This window comes from Streptomyces sp. NBC_00503, assembly GCF_036346895.1.
GTDB lineage: Bacteria > Actinomycetota > Actinomycetes > Streptomycetales > Streptomycetaceae > Streptomyces.
The window spans coordinates 2,450,960-2,475,453 of sequence record NZ_CP107855.1; the positions used below are offsets into that span (position 1 = coordinate 2,450,960).

General features: G+C 72.3%; 27 protein-coding genes. 9 read left to right on the forward strand and 18 right to left on the reverse strand.

The features are described 5' to 3' along the window. Positions 1-19 precede the first annotated feature (19 nt). From OG490_RS11445 to OG490_RS11455, 3 genes are all read right to left on the reverse strand, one after another. Positions 20-964, reverse strand: coding sequence for a 3-oxoacyl-ACP reductase (locus OG490_RS11445; RefSeq protein WP_330296176.1), 945 nt, complete (start codon positions 962-964; stop codon positions 20-22). Between the two features lie 63 nt (positions 965-1,027). Further along, entirely contained in the window at positions 1,028-2,104 is a 1,077-nt protein-coding gene (locus OG490_RS11450; RefSeq protein ID WP_330296177.1) for a Zn-dependent alcohol dehydrogenase, read from the reverse strand. Between the two features lie 45 nt (positions 2,105-2,149). Next, positions 2,150-3,022, reverse strand: coding sequence for a MaoC/PaaZ C-terminal domain-containing protein (locus tag OG490_RS11455; RefSeq protein WP_330296178.1), 873 nt, complete (start codon positions 3,020-3,022; stop codon positions 2,150-2,152). A 248-nt stretch (positions 3,023-3,270) separates the two neighbouring features. Between OG490_RS11455 and OG490_RS11460 the strand changes: the two genes are divergently transcribed. Then, the gene (locus tag OG490_RS11460) at positions 3,271-3,627 is read left to right on the forward strand and encodes a DNA-binding response regulator (RefSeq protein WP_330300886.1); all 357 of its coding nucleotides are present in this window, start codon (positions 3,271-3,273) and stop codon (positions 3,625-3,627) included. 202 nt (positions 3,628-3,829) lie between these two features. Here the strand turns inward: OG490_RS11460 and OG490_RS11465 are convergent, their stop codons facing one another. After that, positions 3,830-5,017 (reverse strand): lipid-transfer protein, encoded by a 1,188-nt coding sequence (locus OG490_RS11465; protein WP_330296179.1) that lies wholly within the window; start codon positions 5,015-5,017, stop codon positions 3,830-3,832. Between the two features lie 20 nt (positions 5,018-5,037). Beyond that, entirely contained in the window at positions 5,038-7,170 is a 2,133-nt protein-coding gene (locus OG490_RS11470; protein WP_330296180.1) for an acyl-CoA dehydrogenase, read from the reverse strand. Positions 7,171-7,319: 149 nt separating this feature from the next. On the opposite strand from OG490_RS11470, the gene OG490_RS11475 reads away from it, so the two are divergent. Then, positions 7,320-7,694, forward strand: coding sequence for a hypothetical protein (locus tag OG490_RS11475; protein WP_330296181.1), 375 nt, complete (start codon positions 7,320-7,322; stop codon positions 7,692-7,694). Here the strand turns inward: OG490_RS11475 and OG490_RS11480 are convergent. From OG490_RS11480 to OG490_RS11515, 8 genes are all read right to left on the reverse strand, one after another. Continuing rightward, on the reverse strand, positions 7,679-9,640 hold the full coding sequence (locus OG490_RS11480) for a serine/threonine protein kinase (RefSeq protein ID WP_330296182.1): 1,962 nt from the start codon (positions 9,638-9,640) through the stop codon (positions 7,679-7,681). The two genes, OG490_RS11475 and OG490_RS11480, sit on opposite strands and share 16 nt — an antisense overlap. Positions 9,641-9,728: 88 nt before the next feature. Next, positions 9,729-10,325 carry a hypothetical protein gene (locus OG490_RS11485; protein ID WP_330296183.1) on the reverse strand — a complete coding sequence of 199 codons (597 nt, stop codon included), beginning with the start codon at positions 10,323-10,325 and terminating at the stop codon, positions 9,729-9,731. Positions 10,326-10,333: 8 nt separating this feature from the next. Continuing rightward, on the reverse strand, positions 10,334-12,091 hold the full coding sequence (locus tag OG490_RS11490) for an alpha/beta hydrolase (protein ID WP_330296184.1): 1,758 nt from the start codon (positions 12,089-12,091) through the stop codon (positions 10,334-10,336). A 7-nt stretch (positions 12,092-12,098) separates the two neighbouring features. Beyond that, positions 12,099-12,548 carry a hypothetical protein gene (locus OG490_RS11495; RefSeq protein ID WP_330296185.1) on the reverse strand — a complete coding sequence of 150 codons (450 nt, stop codon included), beginning with the start codon at positions 12,546-12,548 and terminating at the stop codon, positions 12,099-12,101. A gap of 129 nt (positions 12,549-12,677) precedes the next feature. Next, entirely contained in the window at positions 12,678-13,736 is a 1,059-nt protein-coding gene (locus tag OG490_RS11500; RefSeq protein ID WP_330296186.1) for a phosphotransferase, read from the reverse strand. 208 nt (positions 13,737-13,944) lie between these two features. After that, a complete protein-coding gene (locus tag OG490_RS11505; protein WP_330296187.1) occupies positions 13,945-14,472 on the reverse strand; it encodes a hypothetical protein in 528 nt (175 codons plus the stop codon). Positions 14,473-14,479: 7 nt separating this feature from the next. Continuing rightward, positions 14,480-14,740: a DUF397 domain-containing protein gene (locus OG490_RS11510; protein WP_330296188.1), complete on the reverse strand. Its 261-nt coding sequence runs from the start codon at positions 14,738-14,740 to the stop codon at positions 14,480-14,482. Further along, complete coding sequence (locus OG490_RS11515) at positions 14,700-15,548, reverse strand: helix-turn-helix domain-containing protein (RefSeq protein ID WP_330296189.1); 849 nt, start codon at positions 15,546-15,548, stop codon at positions 14,700-14,702. Before OG490_RS11515 ends, OG490_RS11510 begins: the two co-directional genes overlap by 41 nt. An 84-nt stretch (positions 15,549-15,632) precedes the next feature. Here OG490_RS11515 and OG490_RS11520 point away from each other — a divergent pair, with 84 nt between their 5' ends. After that, positions 15,633-16,106, forward strand: a complete 474-nt coding sequence (locus tag OG490_RS11520; RefSeq protein ID WP_330296190.1) for an ATP-binding protein — start codon at positions 15,633-15,635, stop codon at positions 16,104-16,106. On the opposite strand, the gene OG490_RS11525 is transcribed toward OG490_RS11520, so the two are convergent. Next, positions 16,060-16,818 (reverse strand): CTP synthase C-terminal region-related (seleno)protein, encoded by a 759-nt coding sequence (locus OG490_RS11525; protein WP_330296191.1) that lies wholly within the window; start codon positions 16,816-16,818, stop codon positions 16,060-16,062. The genes OG490_RS11520 and OG490_RS11525 overlap by 47 nt on opposite strands. Before the next feature lie 77 nt (positions 16,819-16,895). On the opposite strand from OG490_RS11525, the gene OG490_RS11530 reads away from it, so the two are divergent. Beyond that, positions 16,896-17,780, forward strand: a complete 885-nt coding sequence (locus tag OG490_RS11530) for a LysR family transcriptional regulator (protein ID WP_330296192.1) — start codon at positions 16,896-16,898, stop codon at positions 17,778-17,780. Between the two features lie 32 nt (positions 17,781-17,812). On the opposite strand, the gene OG490_RS11535 is transcribed toward OG490_RS11530, so the two are convergent. Beyond that, positions 17,813-18,154, reverse strand: coding sequence for a DUF5713 family protein (locus tag OG490_RS11535; RefSeq protein WP_330296193.1), 342 nt, complete (start codon positions 18,152-18,154; stop codon positions 17,813-17,815). A 184-nt stretch (positions 18,155-18,338) separates the two neighbouring features. Here OG490_RS11535 and OG490_RS11540 point away from each other — a divergent pair, with 184 nt between their 5' ends. The 4 genes from OG490_RS11540 to OG490_RS11555 all read left to right on the forward strand — a co-directional run bounded on the left by OG490_RS11540 (position 18,339) and on the right by OG490_RS11555 (position 22,234). Next, positions 18,339-18,980, forward strand: a complete 642-nt coding sequence (locus tag OG490_RS11540; RefSeq protein WP_330296194.1) for a class I SAM-dependent methyltransferase — start codon at positions 18,339-18,341, stop codon at positions 18,978-18,980. A gap of 154 nt (positions 18,981-19,134) precedes the next feature. Then, positions 19,135-20,112 carry an N-acetylmuramoyl-L-alanine amidase gene (locus tag OG490_RS11545; protein WP_330296195.1) on the forward strand — a complete coding sequence of 326 codons (978 nt, stop codon included), beginning with the start codon at positions 19,135-19,137 and terminating at the stop codon, positions 20,110-20,112. A gap of 147 nt (positions 20,113-20,259) precedes the next feature. Next, positions 20,260-21,099, forward strand: coding sequence for a hypothetical protein (locus OG490_RS11550; protein WP_330296196.1), 840 nt, complete (start codon positions 20,260-20,262; stop codon positions 21,097-21,099). A gap of 124 nt (positions 21,100-21,223) precedes the next feature. Beyond that, positions 21,224-22,234: an LLM class F420-dependent oxidoreductase gene (locus OG490_RS11555; RefSeq protein WP_330296197.1), complete on the forward strand. Its 1,011-nt coding sequence runs from the start codon at positions 21,224-21,226 to the stop codon at positions 22,232-22,234. 52 nt (positions 22,235-22,286) lie between these two features. Here the strand turns inward: OG490_RS11555 and OG490_RS11560 are convergent, their stop codons facing one another. From OG490_RS11560 to OG490_RS11570, 3 genes are all read right to left on the reverse strand, one after another. After that, a complete protein-coding gene (locus OG490_RS11560) occupies positions 22,287-22,679 on the reverse strand; it encodes a hypothetical protein (protein WP_330296198.1) in 393 nt (130 codons plus the stop codon). Positions 22,680-22,847: 168 nt separating this feature from the next. Next, positions 22,848-23,288, reverse strand: a complete 441-nt coding sequence (locus OG490_RS11565; protein WP_330296199.1) for a hypothetical protein — start codon at positions 23,286-23,288, stop codon at positions 22,848-22,850. Positions 23,289-23,385: 97 nt separating this feature from the next. Next, a complete protein-coding gene (locus OG490_RS11570) occupies positions 23,386-23,898 on the reverse strand; it encodes a hypothetical protein (protein ID WP_443065947.1) in 513 nt (170 codons plus the stop codon). 254 nt (positions 23,899-24,152) lie between these two features. Between OG490_RS11570 and OG490_RS11575 the strand changes: the two genes are divergently transcribed. Beyond that, on the forward strand, positions 24,153-24,455 hold the full coding sequence (locus OG490_RS11575; protein ID WP_330296201.1) for a hypothetical protein: 303 nt from the start codon (positions 24,153-24,155) through the stop codon (positions 24,453-24,455). Positions 24,456-24,494 lie beyond the last annotated feature (39 nt).

Sequence of the window (24,494 nt, forward strand, 5' to 3'; positions counted from 1 at the left end):
GTTCCGGTGTGGCCGCGCCTCAGCCCTCGTGCTTGAGGCCGAGGACCTCCGCCGCGGCGAACGTCTCGTTCGCCGGGCGGGATGCGTAGTGCGGGGTGAGGAGCCCGTCGAGCTCCTCGTAGGAGAAGGACTCCTTGGTGGTGTCGAACTTCGCCGCCACCTTGGGCCGTTCCATGACGACCACGATGCCGCCGTGGACCACGAACAGCTGCCCGTTGGCCTTGGCCGAGGCCGGTGAGGCCAGGTACCCGACGAGCGGGGAGACGTGCTCGGGGGCGAGGGCGTCGAGCTTGCCCTCCTCCGGGACCTGGAAGCCCGCGAAGACGTCCTCGGTCATACGGGTACGGGCGCGCGGGCAGATGGCGTTGGCCGTGACCCCGTACTTGCCGAGCGCCAGGGCGGTCGAGGTGGTCAGGCCCACGATGCCGCCCTTGGCCGCCGCGTAGTTGGGCTGGCCGGCCGAGCCGCCGAGGAAGGCCTCGGAGGAGGTGTTGATGATCCGGCCGTAGACGGGGCCGCCCGCCGCCTTGGAGCGCTCGCGCCAGTGCACGGAGGCGAAGTGCGTGGTGTTGAAGTGGCCCTTGAGGTGGACCCGGATGACCGAGTCCCACTCGGCCTCCGACATCGAGAAGACCATCCGGTCACGCAGGATGCCCGCGTTGTTGACCAGGATGTCGAGCTTGCCGAAGCTGGCGACCGCCAGCTCGACCAGCTCGCGCGCCTGCTCGAAGTCGGCCACGTCGCCGAGGTGCGCCACCGCCTGCCCGCCCGCCGCGCGGATCTCCGCGGCGACCTCCTCCGCCGGGGCGGCCGAGGCCTCCCCGGATCCGTCGCGGCCCGGCTGGCCGAAGTCGTTGACGACCACGCTCGCGCCGAGCCGGGCGAGTTCGATCGCCTCCGACCGGCCGAGGCCGCGACCGGCCCCGGTGACGATGGCGGAGAGTCCCTCAAGTGGCAGTGACATCCGTACGGTTCCTCTCGGGTGAGCCCGGGTGCTCGTGGGCTCGTCGGCTCGGGTCGGCTCGGGTCAGAGTTCGATGCAGGTGCGCAGGGCGACGCCCGTACGCATCTGGTCGAGCGCGTCGTTGATCTCCGCGAGCTGCACCCGGTGCGTGATCAGGCCCGCCAGGTCCACCCGGCCGGCCCGCCACAGCGCGATGGTGCGCTCGTAGGAGCGCAGGACGTCGCCGCCGCCGTACATGGACGGCAGGATCTTCTTCTCGTCGAAGAACAGCGAGAACATGTTGATGGAGTAGTTGTCGTCGAGGGCGCCCGCGCCGACCACGACGACGGAGCCGCCGCGGCGGGTCATGTCGTACGCGGTCTTCGTGGTCGCGGACTTGCCGACGACCTCGAAGACGTAGTCGAAGCCCTCGCCCGCGGTGATCCGGTTCTTGGCGTCGGCGAACTCCTCCGGGGAGACCGCCTCGGTGGCGCCGAAGCGCAGCGCCGCCTCGCGCCGGGAGGCGACCGGGTCGACGGCGATGATCTGCGCCGCGCCCTGCACCTTGGCGCCCTGGATGACGGAGATGCCGACTCCGCCGCAGCCGATGACGGCGACCGAGGAACCGGCCTCCACCTTGGCGGTGTTGATGGCGGCGCCGAGTCCGGTGGTGACCCCGCAGCCGATCAGGGCGGCGATGTCGAAGGGCACGTCCTCGGGGATGGGGACGGCGCAGCCCGCCGGGACCACCATCTCCTCGGCGAAGGTGCCGGTGCCGGCGAAGCCGAAGATGCTGCTGTCGCCCCGCTTGAAGTTGGGGGTGGCCACATTGCCGAAGGCCTCCAGGCACAGGTGGCCCTGGCCGCGCTTGCAGGAGGGACAGTGGCCGCACGGCGGCAGCCAGCAGACCAGCACCCGGTCACCGATCTTGTGGCTGGTGACCCCGTCGCCCACGTCCGTGATCACGCCGGAGCCCTCGTGGCCCGGGATGAAGGGGGCGGGCTGCGGCAGGACGCCGCTCATGGCGGAGAGGTCGGAGTGGCACAGGCCGGTGGCCTTGATGCGGATCTTGACCTTGCCGGGGCCGAAGCCCACGGCCTCCATGTCGTCGACGACCTCGAGCTTGTCCTGGCCTATCTCGCTCTGCAGTGCTGCGCGCACGGTGCGGCTCCTTGTCTGGCGCGGGGTCTGGCCTTGGTTCGGGGTTCAGGCGTGTTCGACGACGGTGTCGGCGAGGACCGGGGCGTCCTCCCGGTCGACGGCGCTCACCGAGACGAGGACGCGGCCGGGCTCCTGCCACATCCGGATGCGCAGGGTCTCCCCGGGGAAGACGATCCCGGCGAAGCGCGTGCGGTAGGCGCGGACGCGGGAGACGTCCCCGTCCAGCACGGTGTCGACCACGGTCTTGAGGGTCATCCCGTACGAGCACAGGCCGTGCAGGATCGGCTGGTCGAAGCCGGCCATCTTGGCGAACTCGGGGTCCGCGTGCAGCGGGTTCCAGTCGCCGGAGAGGCGGTACAGCAGCGCCTGCTCCTCGCGGATCCTGCGCTCCTCGATCCGGTCGGGCGCCCGCTCGGGCACCTCGGTCTTCACGGAGGGTCCGCGGTCGCCGCCGAAGCCGCCTTCACCGCGTACGAAGATCTGCGCGTCCGAGGTCCACAGCGGGCCGTCGGCGTCCGCGACCTCGGTGCGCAGCACGATCACGGCGGCCTTGCCCTTGTCGTAGAGGGCGGCGACCTTGGCGGAGGAGGTGGCCTGCCCCTTGACGGGGATGGGCCGGTGCAGCTCGATGGACTGGCCGCCGTGCAGCACGTGGGCGAGGTTGACCTCGATGCCGGGGGCCGCGAGGCCGCCCATCATGGCCATGCCGGCGCCGGCGACGGTCGCGAAGCTGGGGAGTACGTGGAGCTTGGACTCCAGGGTGTAGCGCAGCTCGTCGGGGTCGGTGGCCGCGCCGGGCTTGTCGGGGCGGGTGCCCGCGCCGAGTCCGAGGTGGTAGAGCTGGATGTCCTTGTGGTCCCAGGCGATCTCCCCCTGACGGGGATCTGCGGCGAGGGCCTTGGCGGCATCGATCGGCATGAGGATGCTGCTCCTTGTTTCTCGTTCCACTAAGTGGAAGACCTCGGTGCGGCCGTCCGCACCGTCGGCCGCACCGAGGTCGTATGCGGGACCAGGTCCTAGAACGCGTTCTAGATACCCGGTGAAGGAATGTATAACGCACGCCCCAGCAGTTGGGAAGACTCCTGACGAGACGTCAGTTTCACTTCGGCCAAGGCGTGTTGCCCGAAGATCGGACGCTCCGCCCCTACCCTTGCGGGGTGGATGAAATGCCTGTTGCCCAGCGCCCCGCCCGATCCCTGCGGGTGCTTCTGGCACCGCCGAACCCGGCGCTGGCGGTCCTGCTCGGACTCCAGCCGGACATCGAGGTGGTGGCCTCGGCGCTCGGCCGCCCGGCGGTGGCCCTGACCGAGTCCGTGGACTCCGTCCCCGACCTCCTGGCGGACGACCCGGAGTGCCGGATCCTGGTCCTGACGGGCTCGGCGCATCCGGGGCTGGCGGATGCGGTGCTTGCCTCGGGCGCGGTGGGTCTGGTCCTGCGGGACGGCCCGGTCGAGGATCTGGCGGAGTCCATCCGCCGGGCCTCCCGGGGCGAGACGGTCATCGACCCGGCCCTGGGCCCGTAGCGACCCGTTACCGCTGCGCGGGGCCTGTCCCCTACCCACCCTTCCACCGTTCCCCGGGCTCTGCCCGGACCCGGTCCTCAAACGCCGGACGGGCTGAAACATGCCGCGCAGCGGCAAATCCAGCCCCGCCGGGCAAATCCAGCCCCGCCGGCGTTTGAGGCGCGGGGTCTGGGGCGGAGCCCCAGCAGCCGGCCCGCGCGGGCTACTTCCGCAGCAGCGTCACCACCGCCGCGCCGCCCAGGCCGATGTTGTGCGCCAGCGCAACCCTGGCCCCGGCGACCTGCCGGGCTCCGGCCTGGCCGCGCAGCTGCCAGACCAGTTCCGCCGCCTGGGCCAGGCCCGTCGCGCCGAGCGGGTGGCCCTTGGAAATGAGCCCGCCTGAGGGGTTGACCACCCAGCGGCCGCCGTACGTGGTCGCGCCCGACTCCACCAGCGCACCGGCGGCGCCGTCCTCGCACATGCCCAGCGCCTCGTAGGTCAGCAGCTCGTTGATCGAGAAGCAGTCGTGGAGCTCGATCACGTCCACCTCCTCGATGCCCAGGCCCGAGGCGGCGAACACCTGGCGGGCGGCGGCCGCCGTCATCGGCTTGCCGACGGCGTCGATGCAGGTGCCCGAGGAGAACGAGGCCTCCGTGTCCGTGGTCATCGACTGCGCGACGATCTCCACGGCCTTGTCCCCGAGTCCGTGGCGCTCCACGAACCGTTCCGAGACCACGAGCGCGGCGGCCGCGCCGTCGGAGGTCGGTGAGCACTGGAGCTTGGTCAGCGGTTCGTGGATCGTCTTCGCGGCCAGGATCTCCTCGACCGTGTACACGTCCTGGAACTGCGCGTTCGGGTTGTTCGCCGAGTGGCGGTGGTTCTTCGCGCCGACCGCCGCCAGTTGCGCGGCCGTGGTCCCGTACAGCTTCATGTGCTCGCGGGCCGCGTTGCCGAAGATCTGCGCGGTCGGCGGGGACATCTCGAAGCCGTGCCCGGCCGCCATGATCCCGTAGTGCCGGGCCACCGGCGAGGTCTTGAAGTCGCCGCCGTCCGAACCGCCGCCCAGGGCGCCCTTCTTCATCTTCTCGAAGCCGAGGGCGAGCACGCAGTCGTTCAGGCCGCCCTCCACGAACTGGCGCGCCATCATCAGCGCCGTGGAGCCGGTCGCGCAGTTGTTGTTGACGTTGTAGACGGGCACCCCGCTCAGGCCCAGTTCGTACGCGGCCCGCTGGCCGGCCGTGGAGGCCTGGAAGCAGTAGCCCACCGGCACCTGCTCCACCAGGTCGTAGGCCACGCCCGCGTCGGCGAGCGCGGCCGACCCGGCCTCCTTGGCCATGTCCCAGTACTGCCAGTCCCGCGACTCGGGCTTCTCGAATTTCGTCATGCCGACGCCCACGATGTACGACTTCATATGGATCGAAAACCCTTCGGTCAGTCCCTGGGAAGGCCGAGAATGCGCTCGGCGACGACGTTGAGCTGGACCTGCGTGGTGCCCCCGGCGATGGTCAGGCAGCGGGACATGAGCATTCCGTGGACGGCCCGCTTGCCCACCGCCTCGCTCACCGCTCCCGCCGGGCCGAGCAGTTCCAGCGTGAGCTCGGCGGTCCGTTGCTGGTGCGGGGTCTGGACGAGCTTGCGCACGGACGCGCCGGCGCCCGGTTCCAGGCCGGAGACCTGCTGGAGGGTGGTGCGCAGCCCGATGCAGGCCAACGCGTGTGCCTCGGCGGCCAACGCTCCGATCCGCACCCGGTACCCGCCGTCGAGGTCGCCCGAGCGTGCGAGCAGCGCCTCCAGGCCGGTGTCGAAGGTCATCTGGTCGGCCATGTGGACGCGTTCGTTGCCGAGGGTGTTGCGGGCGACCTTCCAGCCGCCGTCTGCGGCCCCGACCAGCGCGTCGGCGGGGAGCGGCACGTCGTCGAAGTAGACCTCGTTGAAGAGGGCCTCGCCGGTGATCTCCTTGAGCGGCCGGATGTCGATGCCGGGGGTCTTCATGTCGACGATGAAGTAGCCGAGGCCCTTGTGCTTGGGTGCGTCCGGGTCGGTCCGGGCGAGCAGGATCCCGTAGTCGGCGCTCTGCGCGGAACTCGTCCACACCTTCTGGCCGTTGATGACCCAGGAGCCGTCGCCGGAAGCTGCCCGCTCCGCCCTGGTGCGCAGCGAGGCGAGGTCGGAGCCCGCTCCCGGTTCGGAGAAGAGCTGGCACCAGGCGACGTCCCCGCGCAGGGTCGGAAGCAAGTAGCGCTCCCGCTGTTCGGGGGTCCCGTAGGCCAGTAGGGAGGGCACGACCCAGGTGGCGATCCCGAGGTCGGCGACCTTGACCCCGGCGGCCTTCAGCTCCTGCTGCACGACGAGCTGTTCGACGGGCCCGGCGCCGAGTCCGTACGGGGGCGGCAGGTAGGGGGCCGCGTATCCGGTGGGCGCGAGGATCCGGCGGGCGGCGGCCGGGTCGAGGCCGCGCGCGTCCTCGATGACGGTACGGGCCTTCGCGCGGTGCTTCTCGGCCCGCGCGGGCAGTTCCAGGCGCAGCTCGCGCCGCGCTCCGGCCGCGGCGAGCCGCACGGCCCGGGTCCGGTGCCCGTCCCCGGATCCGAGCAGCTGGCGGGCCACGAGTGCCCGGCGCAGGTAGATGTGGGCGTCGTGTTCCCAGGTGAAGCCGATCCCGCCCAGCACCTGGATGCAGTCCTTGGCGCAGGAGTAGGCGGCGTCCAGCGCGGTTCCGGCGGCCAGCGCGGCGACGAGCGAGCGCACTTCGGCGGGCTCCTGCGTCGCCTGCGCGGCGTCCCAGGCCAGTGCCCGCGCCTGCTCCAGGCGCACCAGCATGTCGGCGCACAGGTGCTTGATCCCCTGGAACTGGCCGATGGGCCGCCCGAACTGCTCGCGCACCTTGGCGTACTCGGCGGCGGTGTGCAGCGCCCAGGCGGCGGTGCCGCAGGCGTCGGCGGCGAAGAGCACGCAGGCGAGGTCCCGTACGAGTGCGGCGTCGAGCTCCAGCAGCCGGCCGGGCCCGGCGGTGACCCCGCGGGCCTGGACCTCGGCGGTGGGGCGGGTCGGGTCGGCGCTGTCGTGGGTGCGGATGTCCAGCGCGACGGAGTCGACGGCGAACCAGCGGGTCCCGTGCGCGGTTTCGGCGGCGAGCAGGACGAGGTCGGCCTCGCCCGCGCCGAGTACGGGCGGCGCGGTTCCGTCGAGCAGGTACCCGCCCTCCACGGCCACGGCGGTCAGGTCCCCGGACCCGAGCGCGACGGCCCCGACCCGCCCGGCGAGGGGCTCGGCCCCGGCCCGGTCCAGGAGTACGGAGGCCAGCGCGCTCGGCAGGTACGCCCCGGGCAGCGCCGCCCGGGCGGCCTCCTCGACGGCGACGGCGAGGTCGAGCAGGGTGCCGCCCTCCAGGTGCGGGTCCAGCAGCCCGGAGGCGAGCAGCCCGTCCCAGTAGGCGGGCCGGGAGCCCGTCTGCGGCGGGGTGTCGAGGAGCTTGCGTACCTCCTCGGGCGGCACGGTCCGCGTGACCCAGCCGCGCACGGCTTCGGCCAACGCCCGCTGTTCCTGTGTGATTCCGATGCCCATGCGCGGCAGAGTAGAACACGTTTCATTCTGACGGAAGGTCAGAACTGCAACGTGTTCTCGCTTCGTCCGAGGGTCGGCCGACCGGCCTGCGAGGCCCCGGGGCTTCTGCAGGCATCCTGGAGTCCGGAAAGAAGAAATCAGGAGGAACCGTGGACTGGCTCACCCCTGAGGAGGAATGCCTCCTCGTCAACGCCTCCGAAGGCGCCTCGCTGTGGGCACTGCTCGCGGACTGGACGGAGTCCGAGGACGAGGAGGCCTGGCGGGGCGTCGTACCCGTCTTCCTGCCCCTGGTCGAGTCCTGGGTGGAACAGGGCTACCTGGAAGTGTTCCGGGCAGCCGAACCTCCCGCGTACACCGGCGGGACCCAGCTCCGGGGCCGCGCACTCGAAGCGGCCCTGCGGACCCCGTCCACCTGGGAGTACCACGAGGACCGGACGGTCGGGCTGTACGCGACGCCCGCCGCCGCGGCCCTGGGGACGGACCCGGCGGAGCGCAGGGATCCCCCGCGTCAGGACCGTTCGTAGTAGTAGCCCTCGCCGTGGGAGGGGCCCACGTTGTGCTGGATGCCGGCCGGGTCGCTCCTGGTGAAGAACGACGGGTCCAGCACCCCGCAGAACTGGCCGGTGGACTTGGACTGGTCCACCGCCGCCGCACCGATGTTGATCCGGGCCCCGCCGTTGGCCGACGACGTCACCTTGGCGATGTGCTCGCAGTGGCCCAGTTGGGTTTCGGTGATCAGCCGGACCGCCCCGGAGCGGGTGATGGTGACCGTCTCCGGCTGACCGATGTTGAACTGGCCCTTGTAGGTCCAGGTTCCGGCGAAGTACGAGGGGACCGTGTCACCGCCGGACGAGCCGCCGCTCGGCGACCCGCCGCCGCTCGGGGAGCCCGACCCGCTCGGGGAACCGGAGCCGCTCGGGGAACCGGAGCCGCTCGGGGAGCCGGCGCCGCCCGGAGTCGCCCCGGTGCCAGTGCCCCCGGCTGCGGCGCCGCCGGGCTTGGTGGCGCTGCCCGTACCGCCGCCGCCCGCTCCGCCAGGGGTGCCGGAGCCGCCGCCGGGCGACCCCGCTCCGCCCACCGCGCCGCCACCCGCGTCCGCGGCCCCGCCGACCTGGCCCGCCTGACCCGGGTCGGTGGGGGTCGGCGGGCTCTGCGAGCCCGGGGTCGGTGAACCGCCCACCGCCGAGGGTGAGCCGCCGCCGGGGGTCACGGGCGCGCTGCTGGCCGGGGGCGAAGCCTGCTGGCCGGTGCCGCCGCCGCTGCCGAACGGCTGGATCAGGGCCACCGTGCCACCGCCGACCGTGAACACGAGCACGGCCGGCACCGCCACGGTCCAACGCCTCCGGCGGGCCTGCCGGTCGCTCCCGGACGTGGCGCCCCCGGCCGCCGGACCGACCACCGGATCCGTCGCCGGATCGGCCACCGGCACGGCGACCGCCGCGCCGTCCTTCGCCCGCAGGTCGAGCGTCGCCCGGTCGGTGCGCCCGGAGCCGCCCTCCGGCGCCGGCTCCCGTGCGGGCTCGGCCTCCGCGTCGAGCAGCCGGGCCGCCTGCTGGGCGAGGCGCGCCACCACCTTGGGCGGCAGCCAGGCCCCGCCGAGCTTCTTCGGGCGGACCCGCTCGGGGTCCTCCAGCAGCTCGTCCACGCCGGGCCGTTCGTCGACGCTCTTGGTCAGGCAGCGGCCGATGAACGCCCGCAGGGCCTCGTCCTCCACCTTCTCCAGGGCCGGCTCGCCCTCCACGATCTGGAACATCACCGCGTGCTGGTTGCTGGCCCCGTGTCCGAACGGCAGCTCGCCCGTGGCCGCGTACACGAGGACGCAGCCGAGGGTGAACACGTCGCTCTTGGCCCCGGCGCGCTGCCCGCGCACCTGCTCGGGCGACATGAACCCGGGCGAGCCGACGACCAGGCCGGTGCTGGTGAGCAGGGACTCGACGGAGGTTTCCAGGGCGCGCGAGATGCCGAAGTCGATGACGCGGGTGCCCTCGACGGTCAGCATCACGTTCGACGGCTTGAGGTCGCGGTGCACGATCCCGGCCGAGTGGATGTCCGCCAGCGCGTGCAGCAGGCCGTCGGCGAGGGCGTGTACGGAGTCCACGGGCAGGGGCCCGTGCCGGCGCACGATCTGCTCCAGCGAGAGCCCGGGAACGTACCCCGTGGCCACCCAGGGCCGGTCGGCGTCGGGGTCCGCGTCCAGGACGGGCGCGGTGTACCGCTCGCCGACGCGCCGGGCGGCGTCGATCTCGCGGCGGAAGCGGGCACGGAACTGCTCGTTCGAGACGTGCTCCTCGTGCACCACCTTCACGGCGACCGTCCGCCCGCCCTCGGACCGGGCCAGGAACACCCGCCCCATGCCCCCGGCGCCGAGCCGCCCGAGCAGCAGGTACGGCCCGATCCGGGTCGGATCGTTCGCCGCGAGCGGCTTTATGCCGCCGTCGATGTTGTCGTCGTCGCTCAGTCCGCTGCCCATGCTGCCCGTCCCCCGATGGTCCCCTGTGGTCGACCGAACGGCACAGCCGTTCGAACTGGGTTCAGGGTAAAGGCAGTTGCCCAAGGCGTCAGTTCTCGCCGTTCAGGTCCGTCCCCTCGGGCGCCCTGAAGTAGGCCGAGACCACGTGCACGATGATCCCCGACTCGTTGTTCGCGGACGGCGCGTTCTTGGCCGGATCGACCGCGGTGGCGAGGACGACATTGACGGAGAACGGACCGTCCTGGGAGTCCGCCGTCAACTCGAGGTTCTTCGCCGGGCTCGAGTTGGGGCCGTACGCCTTGATCTTCCAGCCGTGCTGCGGCAGCGCCTCCTTGAGGCGGAGGAACCCCTGCTCCAGCTCCTGGTCCGAGGCCCCGTAGACCGACCAGGGGTGGCGCACCATGAAGAGGTGCGAGGGGTCCTTGGCGTTGGGCGAGATGCTCGTGCCGGCCGGTGTCGTCTTGGCGTCCTTGATGCCGATCAGGTCGAAGATCTGGCTGGAAACGGCCTTCGTCTTCGTGCGGGCCTCGTCGACGGACAGGGTGGTCGGCTCGTAGCCGAGACCGGCGTTGGCTTTGTCCACGGTGTTGGAGCATCCCGTCATGAGAGCGGTCGAGGTGAGCGCGAGGGCGAGGCTGAGCGCGAGGGCGAGGGCCGAACCGGCCCGGACCGGGGTGCGGGTCATGCGGGGGGTCACTCCTTGACCTGGTCGTAACGGCCGACGACCACCGCGGCCTGGTTGTGCAGGCTCTGGGAGTCCGCGTTCCAGTAGTCGCTGTGGCCGCTGGTGTCGGTCTTCATCCGGTGCGCGCCGAAGGCCTCGTCGGAGGGCACCGTCTCGATGTATCCGGCATCGTACGGAATTCCGTGCCAGGTCTGGACGCCCCATTTGTGGCCGCCCAGACCGGCGATCTTGCCGCCCAGGGGGACCGGGTCGTCGCCCGCGGCCTCGGCGTAGACGTGGTCCTTGCCGATGCCCAGGTCGCCCGCGTCCCCGACCAGCATGCCGGGGCTGCCCGCGACCACGATGTCGTCGGCGCCCAGATGGCCCTTCAGGGTCGCGTCGCCGACCACCGTCGAGCCGTAGCTGTGGCCGATGACCGTGGTGTGGCTCGCGTCCGGGCCGCCCTGCGCGGTCGCCAGTCCGTCCATGAACTGGTTGAGCTTGGGCGCCCCCTCGTGCGCGAAGTGCTTCTCCATGGCCTCCGGCACGATCGACTGGGGTGCGTCGTAGCCGAGCCAGGTGATGGTGGAGGTGCTGGGTGAGCCGGGGAACCCCTGGGTGTCGTTCCACAGGTTGGTCATGCGGTTGATGTCGCCGCCGATGCCCTCCAGCTTGGAGGTGGTGCCGGGGACGTACACCGCGGTGTTCTTGGCGGTGTCCGGATTGCCGTTGGCGATGATCGCGTGGCCGTTGCCCTTGGTGTCGAAGCCGAGCAGGTAGGCCTGCGGGAGGCCCTCCTTGCCCGTGTTGTCGAACCGCTTCTGGATCGCGTCCATGCCCTTGAGCTGGGCGTTCAGGCGGTTCTTGGAGTCGTTCCAGGTCTGCCAGGCCGGGTTGGTGAGGGCCACGGGGTAGGAGCCGGACGGGTTCGCGATCATCTTGGAGGGCTCCGGACCCAGGTTCTTCAGGTCGACGTCCACCTGCGCGTGGCTCTGCGCGAGGACCATCCGGTTGGCGTCGTCCCGGACGGGCGACGGCAGGCCGTCGAGCGCGCCGATCCGCTCCGGATAGAGGGTGGAGTACTCGTCGCGCTGCTCCTGGGTGAGCCCGTCCCACCACGCGCGGTTGTCGGCGGCCGACTTGTCGTGGGGGATGGCCGACTCGGGCAGGAAGTGCCCGGCCGCCTTCTGGACGTCCTTGGTGTCCTGGGCCGCGTCCGTGAGCATCGCGTCGGTGACGTCCAGGCCGGGGGCGGCCTTGAGCTTGCGCAGGGTTCCCGCGTACCGGCCGTCGATCTCGTTCGCTTCGCCGACCGCGCCCGCGATGCGGTCCGCGATGTCCTGGGCCTTGGCCTGGTTCGGGTCGGGCAGCAGCGGCGGCCTCGGACTGTCGGTCGCCCCCTGGGCCGGGGCGTTGATGAGCGGGACCGGCGCGGGGAAGTGCACCGAGCCGTCCGCGGAGACCGTGAACTTGAGGTTCGCGGCGTCCTCCAGCGCCTGCTTGAGCTTCTTCTGCGGTCCGGCGAGCTCGGTGGCGAGTCCGTTGAGTGCGGTACGGATCAGGCCGCACTCGGAGTGCAGGTACTGGTAGTTGCGGCTGAGCCGGGACAGGTCGCCGACGGCCGCCTTCGACGCGTCGCTCTCCTGGGTCTCGTGGAGCTTGCTCAGCATCTCGTTGTCGACGCGGCCCTTGGCGGCGTCGGCCCGGCTGCTGACCTTGCCGTAACCGTCGGCGGCGGTCGTGTAGTCGGAGAGCTTCAGATCGCGCAGCTGCTGCCAGGTGGGCACGGCGGCGTCACCGGGCCCGGGGGGACGGGGCGGACTGCGGGGTGGCGGCCTTCAGGTTGGCGCCGACCTGGTCGTCGGTCTCGCCGAAGGACTTGCCCACGGTGTGCAGCGCTTCGGAGAGGCGGTCGCACTCCCCCCGCACGCTTGTGAGGCGGTCCGTCCAGGAGCCCCCTATTTCGGCGAGCGCGGCGGTCGCGTCGAAACCCGTGGTGCCGCCGGAGCCTTCCTTGCCGTCGTGGCCGAGGTCGGTGAGGGCCTCGTTCGAGCTGGTCCGCAGCTGGGCCGCGACTCCCGAGGCGCTGGTCCAGGGCTGCTTGCTGAACTGGATCCCCGGCCCGCCACCGTCACCGGCGGCCGCCGCACTGGCCAGGGTCATGCGGGCACCACCGCCACCCTGCGCCGACACCGGTCCCGGGTCGGCGCCGAAGATCTCTTCCCACTTCGCACTCAATGCCATGGCTCCGCGCTTCCCCCGTCGGCCGTCTCGGTGGCGTCACGCCGCTGCGGCGCGGCGGACAGCGTAGCGGGAACCCCTGTGCGGTCAACCGGTCGTAGCAGGGGCCCGCCGCCGAGGCCCGGACCGGCTCTAGAACCAGGGGCGGGCCTCGGGCGTGGGCAGCGGGCGCAGCTTCGGCCAGCGTTCGCGCAGGCGGCCGGCCAGGGCCGAGCCGAGGCGGCCTACGGCGTGCAGGTGATCGTGGTCGCGGGTCATGTCGGCGACCGCGCCCAGACGGTGGACGAGCCGCTCGCGGGCGGAGACGTAGCCCCACGTGAAGTCCTCGGTGAGCACCCGGGCGAGCTGGTCGACCGTCCCGCGGTGGGCCCGCTCGACGAGCGCGTCGCCCTGGATCAGCCAGCCCGCGCACGCGTCGGCGAGATCACCCGGCACGTCCTTCCCGGTGAGGCCGCGCCAGGTGGTCCGGTAGACGTCCTCGACCTCCGCGAGCGGGGTCGCGGTGACCGACATGGCGCACCAGCAGGTGGGGAAGCCGATGCGGAAGTAGGCGAGTTCGTTCAGCCCGTTGCCGAGCGAGGCCCGCTCGAAGTCGACGAAGCGGACGCCGTCGGCCGTACGCAGATCGTTGCCGGGGCAGGGGTCGCCGTGCAGCAGCGCATGGTGCGGACCGGGGTCCAACCGGTCCAGGAGACCGGCCAGTTCATCGGGAACCGTGGACGGTACGGGCACGTCGAGCGCCCGGGCCAGGGCGAGGAAGGACTCCGCGTCGGCGGCCGTGGGCCCCGACCAGACCGGTAGCGCGCCCGCGTCGGCGGGCCCGGTCAGGGCGTGCAGCCGGGCCAGCGACTCGGCGTACCCCGGCATCCAGTCGTCCGTCTTGCCGAGGTCCTCCAAGTGCTCCAGGACCATCACCCGCGAGGACGGGTCCACGGCGAGCAGCTCGGGGGCCACGGCGGGCCCGGAGGCCCGCCCCGCCAGCCGCAGCCCGGCGACCTCCCGCGCGAAGCGCGTGTCCGCGTCGGCGCCGGTGTCCCCGTCGTCGGTGACCTGCTTGACGACGACCAGCCGCCAGTCGGCCAGCCGCACCCGCCACACCCGTGACCGCGGACTGCTGTCCAGGAGTTTGCTCTGCTGGGGGATGCCCACGGTGGAGCGCAGCGCCTCGTCGAACGGAACACGGTTCAGCATGCCGGCGAGCGTAGCCGCCGCTTCGCACGCGCGAACGAGCGCCCTAGGTCGTCTCTTTCGGATCTTGTCGGTCAGGTCCGCGTCGTTCGGTGCCGTACCTCGCCGTGCTGCCGGGGCTCCCGCGTACTGGACGTACTCGGGTGCCCCGGCAGCGCGGCGAGGTGCGGTGCCGGGCGGCGCGGACCCGGCAAGATCCGAAAGAGACGACCTAACCCCCGCCGTCGGCGCACCCGCGGGCGTGGGCGTCTATCTCCTGGGCCGTCCTACGGCCCTTCCGCGTCAGGTACACCCCGGCCGGCAGCTTCGCCGCCGCCACCTCGGCGGTCTCGAAGGCCTCCTCGGAGCCGCGCCCGCCGCCCGCGACCGAGACCTCCACCGCCAGCCACTCCGGCAGGCGGGCGGGCCGCTCCCCGCTGCTGGCCTGGCGGTAGTCCGCCGACTGCCAGAGGCTGAGCTCCCCGCGCCGCCCGGCGGCGGTGAGCGGCCCGGACGCCTTCCACAGCGGGGTGCGGACCTCGTGCCCGTCGACCCAGCCGTAATGCGCGACCCGTACGGAGACGACCTCGCCCTCGGGACACACGGGAGCCCTGACGGTGATCCGCCCGTCGTCGATCCTCATCCCGACCACCGGCGTATCCCCCACGACGCTGATCACGAACGCCGCGACGAAGCAGAGCACGACCACGAGGGCGATGCCCGCCGGTAACCAGGCCTCCCGCGACCGGGTGGCGGCCACCGCGAGGTCAGAGCCCGCGGACGAACACCGCGAACGCGTCGGGGGTGACGGTGAAGGCCGGACCGTCAGGGTTCTTCGAGTCGCGCACGGCGATCCGGCAGGGCTGGGTGGCAACCTCTACGCATTCACCGCCGGTGTCGCCGCTGTACGAGGCCTTGCGCCAGACAATGGCGCCGAGGGGGGCGCACTCGACGCACTGACCGCCTGCGTCTCCGCTGTACGAGGACTTACGCCACTGCGCGCCCGTCAGGTCCTGGATGCTGTCCATAGCGTTCCTCCATCACACGGGCGATCCGTGCCGCCGAGTCCTCCACGGAGAGGGCGGCGGCTTGCAAGTGATCGTAACGGCTCGAACCCTCCCTGAGGGCCTGTGGATTGGGGGTCATATGCCCCTGGACGAAGTCCTCGGTGTAGACGAGATCCGGATCGTCGTCGAATCGCAGGATCGTGAATGAGCCCATCAGCCCAGCATGCGCGCCCACCTCGAACGGCAGGATCTGCACCTTCACCCACTCCCGCCTCCGCAGCTCCAGCAGATGCGCGAGTTGTTCTCGCATGACCTCCCGGCCACCGATCTCCTGGTGCAGGACGGCCTCGCTCAGCACCACCCACATCAGCGGCGGTTGGTCGCGGTCCAGGATGCGCTGCCGCTCCATGCGGGCGGCCACCTTGCCGTCCAGGCCCTCGTCGCCCCGTACGCCCAGGATCGCCCGTGCGTACTCCTCGGTCTGCAACAGCCCGTACACCAGCTGCGCCTGGAAGGTGGAGATGTAGGTGGCCCGCGCCTCCATCTCCGCGTAGGCCTGGAACCACGTGGGCAACTGGCTCCGTAGCACCAGTCCCACCAGCCGGGAAAAGACTCCCCCGGTGTCGAGCGCTGCGTCGACCCGTTCCGAGAAGTCCCGGGTCGGTACCTTCCTCGCCGTTTCGATCTGCCCGATCAGGGAGGGGGTGCAGAAGACGATGGCCCCCAGCTGCCCCTGTTTCAGCCCGGCTTCCTCCCTGAGGCGGCGCAGTTCGGAGCCGTAGTAGTCCAGCGGAGACGCGCTGGGATCGAGATCGCGGATGTTGACCATGGAGCGGTCACCCCCAAGTGCACACCGTGCTGCGTTCGTTTCGGTCCATAGCCGAGCGTAACCATTCCACTCCAGCCTGGTGACATGAATCTCACAACCGGGCACTCATCAGGCGAAGTTGCGGGCAGTTACCGCATGGGCTTCACCGTCGGTCACCATTCCGCCCGCCACATGCGCCGCATCCTGCGGATGTACCTCGACCAGTGGGAACTCGCCGGGCTCTCCGACGCCGCTGAACTCGCCCTCACCGAGCTCGTCGCCAACGTCGTGCGCCACGTCCCCGGCCGGGGCTGCGCCGTCCTCATCCTCCGGCGGCCGGACGGGCTCCGCGTGGAGGTGTCGGACGGCTGCCCGGCGCCCCCACGGGTGGTACGCGAAACGGGCGACGGGGAGCTCGCCGAGGGCGGCCGCGGACTGCTCCTCGTCGAGGCGGTGGCCGACCGCTGGGGCACGGACCCGAACTCCACCGGCAAGACGGTGTGGTTCGAGTGCGACGCCCCTCCCCCGGCGGCTAGCGGGTCCGGGCGTGGTCGACGGCGGCAGCGGCGAGGCCCGTGATGAGCGGGTGGGCGCGGGTGCCGTCGCCGTCGAGTTCGGGCTGGAAGAGGGTGGCCAGGAAGAAGGGGTGGGAGGCCAGTTCGGCGATGCGGATGTCGCCGGACTCGTCGGTGCCGGTGAAGGTCATGCCGTGGGCCCGCAGGAGGTCCAGGTGGTGCGGGTTGGGGCCGTAGTTGCAGTGGTAGCGCGCCACGGTCCGGTCGGTGCCGAGCAGCCGGGCGGCGCGGGAGCCGGGGGTGACCCGTACGGTGCCCTCGTGGCCGACGAGCGAGCAGGCCAGCGGGACGACCACGGCGTCCTCGTCGGCCGTCCCGGGGTCGTTCTCGGCGTGGCCGGCCCGGTCCAGGCCGCAGACGGTACGGGCGAACTCCAGCAGGGCGTGCTGGAAGCCGCCGCAGGTGCCCAGGAAGGGGATGCCGTTCTCGCGGGCGTCCTGGATCGCCGTCAGCACCCCGCCCTCGCTGCGGTAGGGGCTGCCGGGCAGGACCCAGACCGCGTCGAAGCCGTCCATGCCCTCACCGGCCTCCTCGGTGGGGATCCAGTACGCGTCCAGGTCCAGCCCCTCGCGCAGACGCAGCGCCTCCAGCAGGCCGGGGACGCGGGCGTGGGAGCGGACGGCGTCCGAGCGGTCCGCGATCAGGGCGATGCGGGCGGTGTGGTGGCTCGTGCCGTTCGTGCCGTTCGTATCGGTCTTGCCGTGCGTGTCGTTCATGGGAGCCATCCTGCGAGGCGGCCGGGCATCAGGTCCAACGATGATCCCTGGTACTCCCATAAGCGATACTGATGCGCATGGATCCGCATCTGCTGCGCACCTTCGTCGCGGTCCTCGAACACCGCTCCTTCTCCACCGCCGCCTCGGTCCTCGGCTACACGCAGTCGGCCGTCTCCCAGCACATCGCCGCACTCGAAGCCGACCTGGGCACCCGGCTGGTCGAGCGCCGACCCGTCGCGCCCACGGCGGCGGGCCTGCGGCTGATGGAGCACGCCCCCGCGCTGCTCCTGCGCCTGGACGCGGCCCGCGCCGACATCGCACGACTGCACCGGGCCCCCGACGCCCGGCTGACGCTGGCCTGTTCCCCCTCGGCCCTCGGCCCGGCCGTCGCGCGGGCCCTCGCCCGGCTGCGCTCCAGCGGCCCCGTGGAGATCGAAGTGCGCGTCCTGGGGCGGGAGTCGGTGATCGAGGAGGTGCTGACCGCGCGCGCCGACCTCGGACTCGTCGACGGCGTGGCCGCGCCCAGCGACCCCCTGCCGCTGCCGGACCTCGGGCCCACCGTGACCCTCGCCGCCGCCGAGGAGCCCCTGGCCGTGCTCTTCCCCCTCGGCCACCCGCTGGCGCGGCGCACGGCGGTGCGGCTGACCGACCTGGCCCAGGCCCAGTGGATCGACGCCCCCGACGCCGCCGTCCCCCTCGACCGGCTGCGCGCCGTCTGCGGCGCCGGCGGCTTCCTCCCCCGGATCCGCCACCTCGGCACCGACGTCCACGGCCTGGCCGCCCTCGCCTCGGCCGGCCACGGCCTCGCCGCGCTCCCCCGGTCGCTGGCCGCGACCCTCCCCGGAGTCACGGCGGTCCCGGTCCGGGCCCCGCGCCTGGTCCACCGCACCGAGCTCCTGCACCCCGCCGGCCCCACCGGCCCCGCCCGGCGCCTGGCCGCCCTCATCACCGGCCGGAGCTAGTGCCGCATCACGCAACGGCGGCCGCGTGAGGCTCACCAGTCCCTGGGGGCGATGAGCTCCTCCACGTCCGCGTCCGCGAATCCGTACGCCGAGGCCACGAACCAGAAGTCCTCGGCTATCTCCTCGCGCGCGACCGTCTCGATCTCGCTGCCCGCCTCCTCGAACTCCGCCTCCAGGAGGTTGAACTCCTCCGTCGCCGCCCCCGTCAGCACGTACAGCGCCGCCAGGTCCGCAGGCCGCTCCGCCTCGATCCGCTCGCAGAGCCGCAGCAGGATCCCCCGGCCCTTGTCGAGGACGGAGTCGGGGAAGTAGTCGTCGGCGTACAGCGGTTGGAGGAAGGCGCGCCCCGCCGCCTGCTCGTTCGTGATCGCCACGGTGATCCCTCATTCGTCTTGAAATTCGCCTCGAAATTCGTCTCGGCGAGCTGTTCCTTCACATCGTGCACCGGGCCACTGACAACGCCGCCGGGGCTGGGGACGCCGACCCGGGCATGGCGTCCTACCAGCGGGTAGGGCAGCATGGGCCGCCGACGCACCCCCACCCCGCAGGAGGAACACCATGGCCAGCCCCAAGCCGGAGACCCTCGCCGCCTTCGAGGCCGCCAAGGGGTTCATGCCCGTAGGAGAAGGGCTCGCGCTGTACGAGGCCGCGGCCGACGCGGCGCGGCTCGGGCTGCCGCTGCTGGAGGTCGGGACCTACTGCGGGCGGTCCACCATCCTGCTCGCCGACGCCGCCCGGGAGGCCGGGGTCAGCGCGCTGACCGTCGACCACCACCGGGGCAGCGAGGAGCAGCAGCCGGGCTGGGAGTACCACGACCCGAGCGTCGTGGACCCGGAGATCGGCCTGATGGACACCCTGCCCACCTTCCGCCGGACCCTGCACAAGGCCGGCCTGGAGGACCACGTCATCGCGATCGTCGGCCGCTCCCCGCAGGTCGCCGCGGCCTGGGGCGGCAAGCTCGGGCTGGTCTTCATCGACGGCGGGCACACCGACGAGCACGCGAGCGGGGACTACGAGGGCTGGGCCCCGCACGTCGCCGCGGGCGGCACGCTGGTGATCCACGACGTGTTCCCCGACCCGGCCGACGGTGGCCAGGCCCCGTACCGCATCTACCTGCGCGCCCTGGCCTCCGGCGCCTTCGAGGAGGTCTCGGTGACCGACTCCCTGCGCGTGCTCCGGCGCACGGGCGAAGGGATCTGACCGGCCGGGACCCGCCACTACGAGGCCAGGCCATCCCGCCGGGTCCCGGCGTACGCCCGCCATCCGGCCCCGCCGTCCTGGCATATAAGCGCACCGCGCCCCCGGATGGCCCATGGTCCGCACACCCGGCCGACCCCCGGTCTAGCATCGCCGGGTGCGCAACGACGACAGCCCCCCGCCCCCCGAGTCCGCCTCCTCGGTCAGCCCGGACCGGCCCTGGTACGCGCGCCGGTCCACCCTGGCCGTCGCGGTCGCCGCACTCGCCCCCGCCTGCCTGGCGGGGTGGGTGCTGACCGAGGTGCTCGGCGGTTCCGCCTCCGACGACTCCCGCCCGCCCCGGATCGTGATGCCGCTCGCGGCCTCCAAGCAGGCGGCGACGGCCCCCACGGCCTCCCCCGCCCCCGCTCCGGCCCCGGGCGCCTCCGGAGCCACCGCGACCACTCCGGCGGCCAAGCCCCTCGCCGGCCGCATCGTGGTCATCGACCCCGGCCACAACACCGGCAACTTCAAGCACACCACCGAGATCAACCGCCAGGTGGACATCGGCACCAACCTCAAGGAGTGCGACACCACCGGCACCACCACCAACGCCGGTTACATGGAAGCCGAGTTCAGCATGGACGTCTCGCGGCGCCTGCGCACCGTCCTGGAGGCGCAGGGCCTCAAGGTGATCCTCACCCACGAGGCCGGCGCCGCGCGCCCCTTCGGCCCCTGCATCGACGAACGCGCCCGGATCGGCAACGAGGCCCGCGCCGAGGCCGTCGTCTCGGTCCACGCCGACGGGGTCTCGGCGGGCAACCGCGGCTACCACGTCATCCTCCCGGCCAAGGTCAAGGGCGGTGGCGCGGACACCGCGCCGATCGTCGACTCCTCCCGCCGGCTCGGCGAGCGGATCGCCGGGAACTTCGCCCGCACCACCGGTTCGGCACCCGCCAACTACCTGGGCAGCGGCACCGGATTGGTGATCCGCGACGATCTGGGCGGACTGAACCTCTCAACTCGTCCCAAGGTGTTCATCGAATGCGGCAACATGCGTGACGCCAAGGACGCGACGCAGCTGTCGAGTCCGGAGTGGCGGCAGAAAGCGGCTCAGGGCATCGCGGACGGCATCGTCGGCTTCCTCGGCGGGTAGATGCGACGGGACCGTCCCACGGGACGGCCCGCCGCCCCGATCCTCCCGGTCGCGGTAGACCTCCGTACCATGGTGCCGCCCGCCACTCCGTCATGGCGTGCGACCACGGCACCACGAGACGACGAGACCGAGAAGGACACACCAGACGTGAACATCCGCTCCCTCACTCGAGGCGACGGCGTGGTGATCGGAGCAGCGGTACTGCTGTTCATCGCCTCGTTCCTCGACTTCTACTCCAGCACCAATGTCGACATGCCGAGCGCGTGGGACACCGACTACAGCGGACTGGCCCTGCCCTCCGTCTTCCTGGTCGGCTTCGCCGCCGCCGGACTGCTGATCGCCGCCCGCTTCCAGCCCGAGTCCCGCAAGGTCGCCGGCCTGCCGCTCCAGGCCTGGGGCACGGTCCTTTCCATCTCCGCCCTCTGGTCCTCGCTGTGGGTGCTGATCACCTGCCCGAGCCGGATCGACCTGGGCGCCGGTGCGGTCATCTCCTTCCTCGCCACCCTGGCGCTGGCGGGCGTGACCCTGTTCGGTGCGAAGGTTCCGGCCCTCGCGGGCCAGCTGGTGCCCGAGCCGAAGCCGGCCGGGGCCGTCGCGCCGTCCCCGTACGGCGCCCAGCCGCAGCCGGGCGCCGGGTACGGGTACCCGGGCCAGCAGGAGCCGCAGCCGTACGGGGCCACCCCGCAGCCGGTCCCGCCCTACGGCGGCTCCCCCGAGCCCGCGCAGGTCCACCACGACGCCGCCCCGGTCCACCACGACGCGGCGCCCGCGCCGGCCCCCGCGGCCGAGTTCACGCCGTTCTGGTTCGCCGTTCCGGTGGCCCGGCCGCTCTTCGCGGAGGACGGCAACCCCGCTCCGATCGCGGAGCTCGCGCCCGGCACCTGGTACCTGGCCGTGGAGCAGCGCGGTCCGGCCACGCTGATCGCGCAGACCCAGGACGGCCGTCGCGGCGTCCTGAACGACACCTCGGGGATCCAGCGCGGCTGACCCCGGCACGAGGCCCCGTAGCCTCACAGCGGCCCCCCGCCCTTCCGGGTGGGGGGCCGTTGCCCTACAGTCACCTGACGCATCGTCAGATATGGCTGAACCGGCATCGCGGAGGGGACCGTACATGCGCCTCGGACTCGCACTCGGCTACTGGGGCCGCGGCCCCAACCCGGACCACCTGGACCTCGCCGCCGAGGCCGAGAACCTCGGCTACGACTCGGTGTGGACCGCCGAAGCCTGGGGATCGGACGCCTTCACACCGCTCACCTGGATCGCCGCGCACACCTCGCGCATCCGCCTGGGCACCGCCATCGCGCAGATGGCCGCCCGCACCCCCACCGCCACCGCCATGCAGGCCCTGACCCTGGACCACCTGTCCGGCGGCCGGATGATGCTCGGCCTCGGACTCTCCGGACCGCAGGTGGTCGAAGGCTGGTACGGGCGCCCCTTCCCCTCCAGCCCGCTCACCGCGACCCGCGAGTACGTGGACGTCATCCGCCAGGTGCTGCGCCGCGAGGCCCCCGTCGAGCTCGACGGCCGCTTCCACAGCCACCCCTACCGGGGCGCCGACGGCACCGGCATCGGCAAACCGCTCAAGCCCATCACCCACCCGCTGCGCGCGGACCTGCCGGTCCTGCTCGGCGCCGAGGGCCCCAAGAACATCGCCCAGACCACCCGCATCGCGGACGGCTGGCTCCCCCTCTACTGGTCGCCGACCCGCACCGACGTCTACCAGGCCTCGCTGGCCGAGCTCCCCGAAGGGTTCATGATCGCGCCGATGGCGCGGGCCAAGGTCTGCGAGGACGTCGCCGAGGGGCTGCTGCCCGTCAAGGCGATGCTCGGCTTCTACATCGGCGGGATGGGCCACGCGGCCCGCAACTTCCACGCCGACCTCATGGGCCGCATGGGCTACGAGGAGGAGGCGCACCGGATCCAGGAGCTGTTCCTGGCCGGGCGCAAGGAGGAGGCCGTCATGGCCGTCCCGGACGCCTTCGCCGACGAGATCTCCCTGATCGGCCCCCGGGAGCGGATCGCGGAACGCCTCGAACTGTGGCGCAAGGGCCCGGTCACCGACCTGCTCCTGACCGCCCCGGACCCGCACACGCTAAGGGTGCTGGCGGAGCTGAACAGCTAGGCCGGCGGCGGGCAGCGTCCGCCCGAGGCGGGGCGCCGCCCGGCGCGACCGGCTAGAGGAGCTTCGCGATGTCCTTGTGGACCACATCGGGCCCGCCGTCGTGGTAGGCGGCCAGGCGCACCTTGAGCTGGTAGCCCTTGGGCGCCTTGATGACCCGGTTGAGGGTCTCCTCCAGGCTGCCGCCGTGGCAGGCGGGCTCGGCGTTGAGGGCGGCCCAGCCGTCCCCCGTGTCCTTCGGGTCGTTCCACTCCACCCAGACGCAGTCGGGCTCGCCGGAGGCGGCGGCCAGCGAGATGATCCTGATCGAGTTCACCGTGCCGTCGACGTGCTCGTAGGTGACGGTCGCGGTGTTGTGGTGGAGGCCGGTACCGGCCTCCAGGACGACCGGGCTCGCCAGGGTGTCGGCAGCGGCCGGAGCCGCTCCAGCGGCTGCCGTCGCGGCCATCACCGCGACTGTGACAGACAGGGCAGATAAGCGCATGTTCCGTCTCCACGAAGCTAGTTGAGGAGACCTCACCCTAGCCGCGCGTACGGAATCGCACCCCGAAGGCATCCGTCAATCGGTGGCCGGAATCGGACCTCGCAGGGCCTCCGGGGTCGTCTCCGGGGTCTCCTACGGAGTCGCCTCCGGGGCAGCCTGCGGTACGGCCCCGAGGAGCTCGCGCAGGTCCAGCGGCATCACGGCGATCTCGATGTCGGCGGCGCCGCCTTCGGCCGCCCCGCCCTCCCACGCCCAGGTCACGATCCGCGAGCTGGGGTTGATGGAGATGCCCTCCCTGATCGAGGGTGCCCGTACACCGGTGGCCCGGGCGCCGGTCAGGAGCACGGGCTCGCCCCGGCGGGGCTGCCAGCGGGGCGCGCCCTGGTCCGCGTACACCCGGCCCACGCGCCAGCGGCCCCGCCCCGCGGGCGTGCGCGTCATGCAGGGGATCCCCGCGGCGGGCCCGGCGGCCACGCGTCGACGGTGCTTGCGGCGCATGAGCCACAGGCCCACGGGCAGCCCGACGCCGCCGCCTACGGCCACCCCGAGGGTGACGCCCAGAAAATCGATCACGCGTCCCATTGAACCAGCAGGGCGGGCCGGACGGATGCCACTCCCGTCCGGCCCGCCCTGCGGCCCGCCTGTCGGACCGGCTGGGCCGGTCAGCAGGTCAGCCGGTCAGCTGGCCCGCGCTCGGGACCTTGTCGGTCACCGTGGCGCCGGCGCTCTTCCCGGCCTCCTTGACGCCGTTGATGATGTTCTCGAAGGCGCCGATGTCGGAGTCTCCCGCGTCGCCCTTGCGGAGCTTGGAGCCGAGGCCCTTGAGGGAGTCGATGCCCGCCGTCAGCGGGCCCACCGCCTTCGACAGCAGCGGGTCGCCCTTGGCGTTCTCGCTCGCCGCCTTCAGCCGGTTGTACGCGAAGGCGCCCGCCAGGCCCGCCTTGACCAGCGCGAACTTACGGCCCTTGGCGCCCTTCTTGAACTTGCCTGCGCGGTACGGCTTGATGATCCACTGGTAGGTGGCACCGGCCGCGAGCCCCGCGTTGGCCACGAAGCGCGTCTTGGCGAACTTCTGCTTCTCCTCCGCGCTGCTGCTGGCCGAGGGCGAGGCGCTCGCGGCAGCGGCCGCCGCCTCCGCGTCCTCGGCCGAGGCCGCCGCGTCCGCCTCGGCGAAGGCGGCCATGGCGACCGAGATGTCCTCGCTCTGGGCCGCGGTGTCGTCGCCGCGGGAGCCGCAGGCGGTGGCGCCGCCCAACAGGGCGCAGGACAACAGCACCGCCGTCACGGCGCGGCGGAATCGTACGGTTCGGGTGGGAAGGGACACGGGTTGCCTCCGGGGACTGAGGTGTCTCCGGCAGCCTCACCCGGGGTCCGCGACTGCGCCACCCGGGGGACCCGTTCGGGTTTACCCGGCGCGGCGGCGGCAAGACGCGCTGCATGCCCACACACACGCGAGTGCACACCCGAGGAAGCAACCAGGCGGGCCGCGTCGTCGCGGTCGTGGCCGACGTCATGGCTTTCCTGATCGCCCTGTGGATCCTGCTGTACCTGCTGGACGCCAACCAGGGCAACGCCCTGGTGGACTTCATCCACGACGCGGCGAGCTGGCTGGCCGGCTGGTCCTACGACCTGTTCACCTTCAGCCGCGCATGGGTCCAGGTGGTGGTCGGCTACGGCATCGCCGCCGTCGCCTACCTGGTCATCGGCCACGCCGTGGCGGGCCGTCTGTACCGCCGCTGAAGCCCCGTCGTCCCCCGGCGGATCCGGGGGCGACGGGCA

Coding starts and splice junctions, on each gene's coding strand:
- OG490_RS11445 (WP_330296176.1), bottom strand. CDS start 964: ATGTCACTGCCACTTGAGGGACTCTCCGCCATCGTCACCGGGGCCGGT.
- OG490_RS11455 (WP_330296178.1), bottom strand. CDS start 3,022: ATGCCGATCGATGCCGCCAAGGCCCTCGCCGCAGATCCCCGTCAGGGG.
- OG490_RS11460 (WP_330300886.1), top strand. CDS start 3,271: ATGCCTGTTGCCCAGCGCCCCGCCCGATCCCTGCGGGTGCTTCTGGCA.
- OG490_RS11465 (WP_330296179.1), bottom strand. CDS start 5,017: ATGAAGTCGTACATCGTGGGCGTCGGCATGACGAAATTCGAGAAGCCC.
- OG490_RS11470 (WP_330296180.1), bottom strand. CDS start 7,170: ATGGGCATCGGAATCACACAGGAACAGCGGGCGTTGGCCGAAGCCGTG.
- OG490_RS11480 (WP_330296182.1), bottom strand. CDS start 9,640: ATGGGCAGCGGACTGAGCGACGACGACAACATCGACGGCGGCATAAAG.
- OG490_RS11485 (WP_330296183.1), bottom strand. CDS start 10,325: ATGACCCGCACCCCGGTCCGGGCCGGTTCGGCCCTCGCCCTCGCGCTC.
- OG490_RS11495 (WP_330296185.1), bottom strand. CDS start 12,548: ATGGCATTGAGTGCGAAGTGGGAAGAGATCTTCGGCGCCGACCCGGGA.
- OG490_RS11500 (WP_330296186.1), bottom strand. CDS start 13,736: ATGCTGAACCGTGTTCCGTTCGACGAGGCGCTGCGCTCCACCGTGGGC.
- OG490_RS11510 (WP_330296188.1), bottom strand. CDS start 14,740: ATGGACAGCATCCAGGACCTGACGGGCGCGCAGTGGCGTAAGTCCTCG.
- OG490_RS11515 (WP_330296189.1), bottom strand. CDS start 15,548: ATGGTCAACATCCGCGATCTCGATCCCAGCGCGTCTCCGCTGGACTAC.
- OG490_RS11520 (WP_330296190.1), top strand. CDS start 15,633: ATGAATCTCACAACCGGGCACTCATCAGGCGAAGTTGCGGGCAGTTAC.
- OG490_RS11525 (WP_330296191.1), bottom strand. CDS start 16,818: ATGAACGACACGCACGGCAAGACCGATACGAACGGCACGAACGGCACG.
- OG490_RS11530 (WP_330296192.1), top strand. CDS start 16,896: ATGGATCCGCATCTGCTGCGCACCTTCGTCGCGGTCCTCGAACACCGC.
- OG490_RS11540 (WP_330296194.1), top strand. CDS start 18,339: ATGGCCAGCCCCAAGCCGGAGACCCTCGCCGCCTTCGAGGCCGCCAAG.
- OG490_RS11555 (WP_330296197.1), top strand. CDS start 21,224: ATGCGCCTCGGACTCGCACTCGGCTACTGGGGCCGCGGCCCCAACCCG.
- OG490_RS11560 (WP_330296198.1), bottom strand. CDS start 22,679: ATGGCCGCGACGGCAGCCGCTGGAGCGGCTCCGGCCGCTGCCGACACC.
- OG490_RS11570 (WP_443065947.1), bottom strand. CDS start 23,898: ATGGCCGCCTTCGCCGAGGCGGACGCGGCGGCCTCGGCCGAGGACGCG.
- OG490_RS11575 (WP_330296201.1), top strand. CDS start 24,153: ATGCCCACACACACGCGAGTGCACACCCGAGGAAGCAACCAGGCGGGC.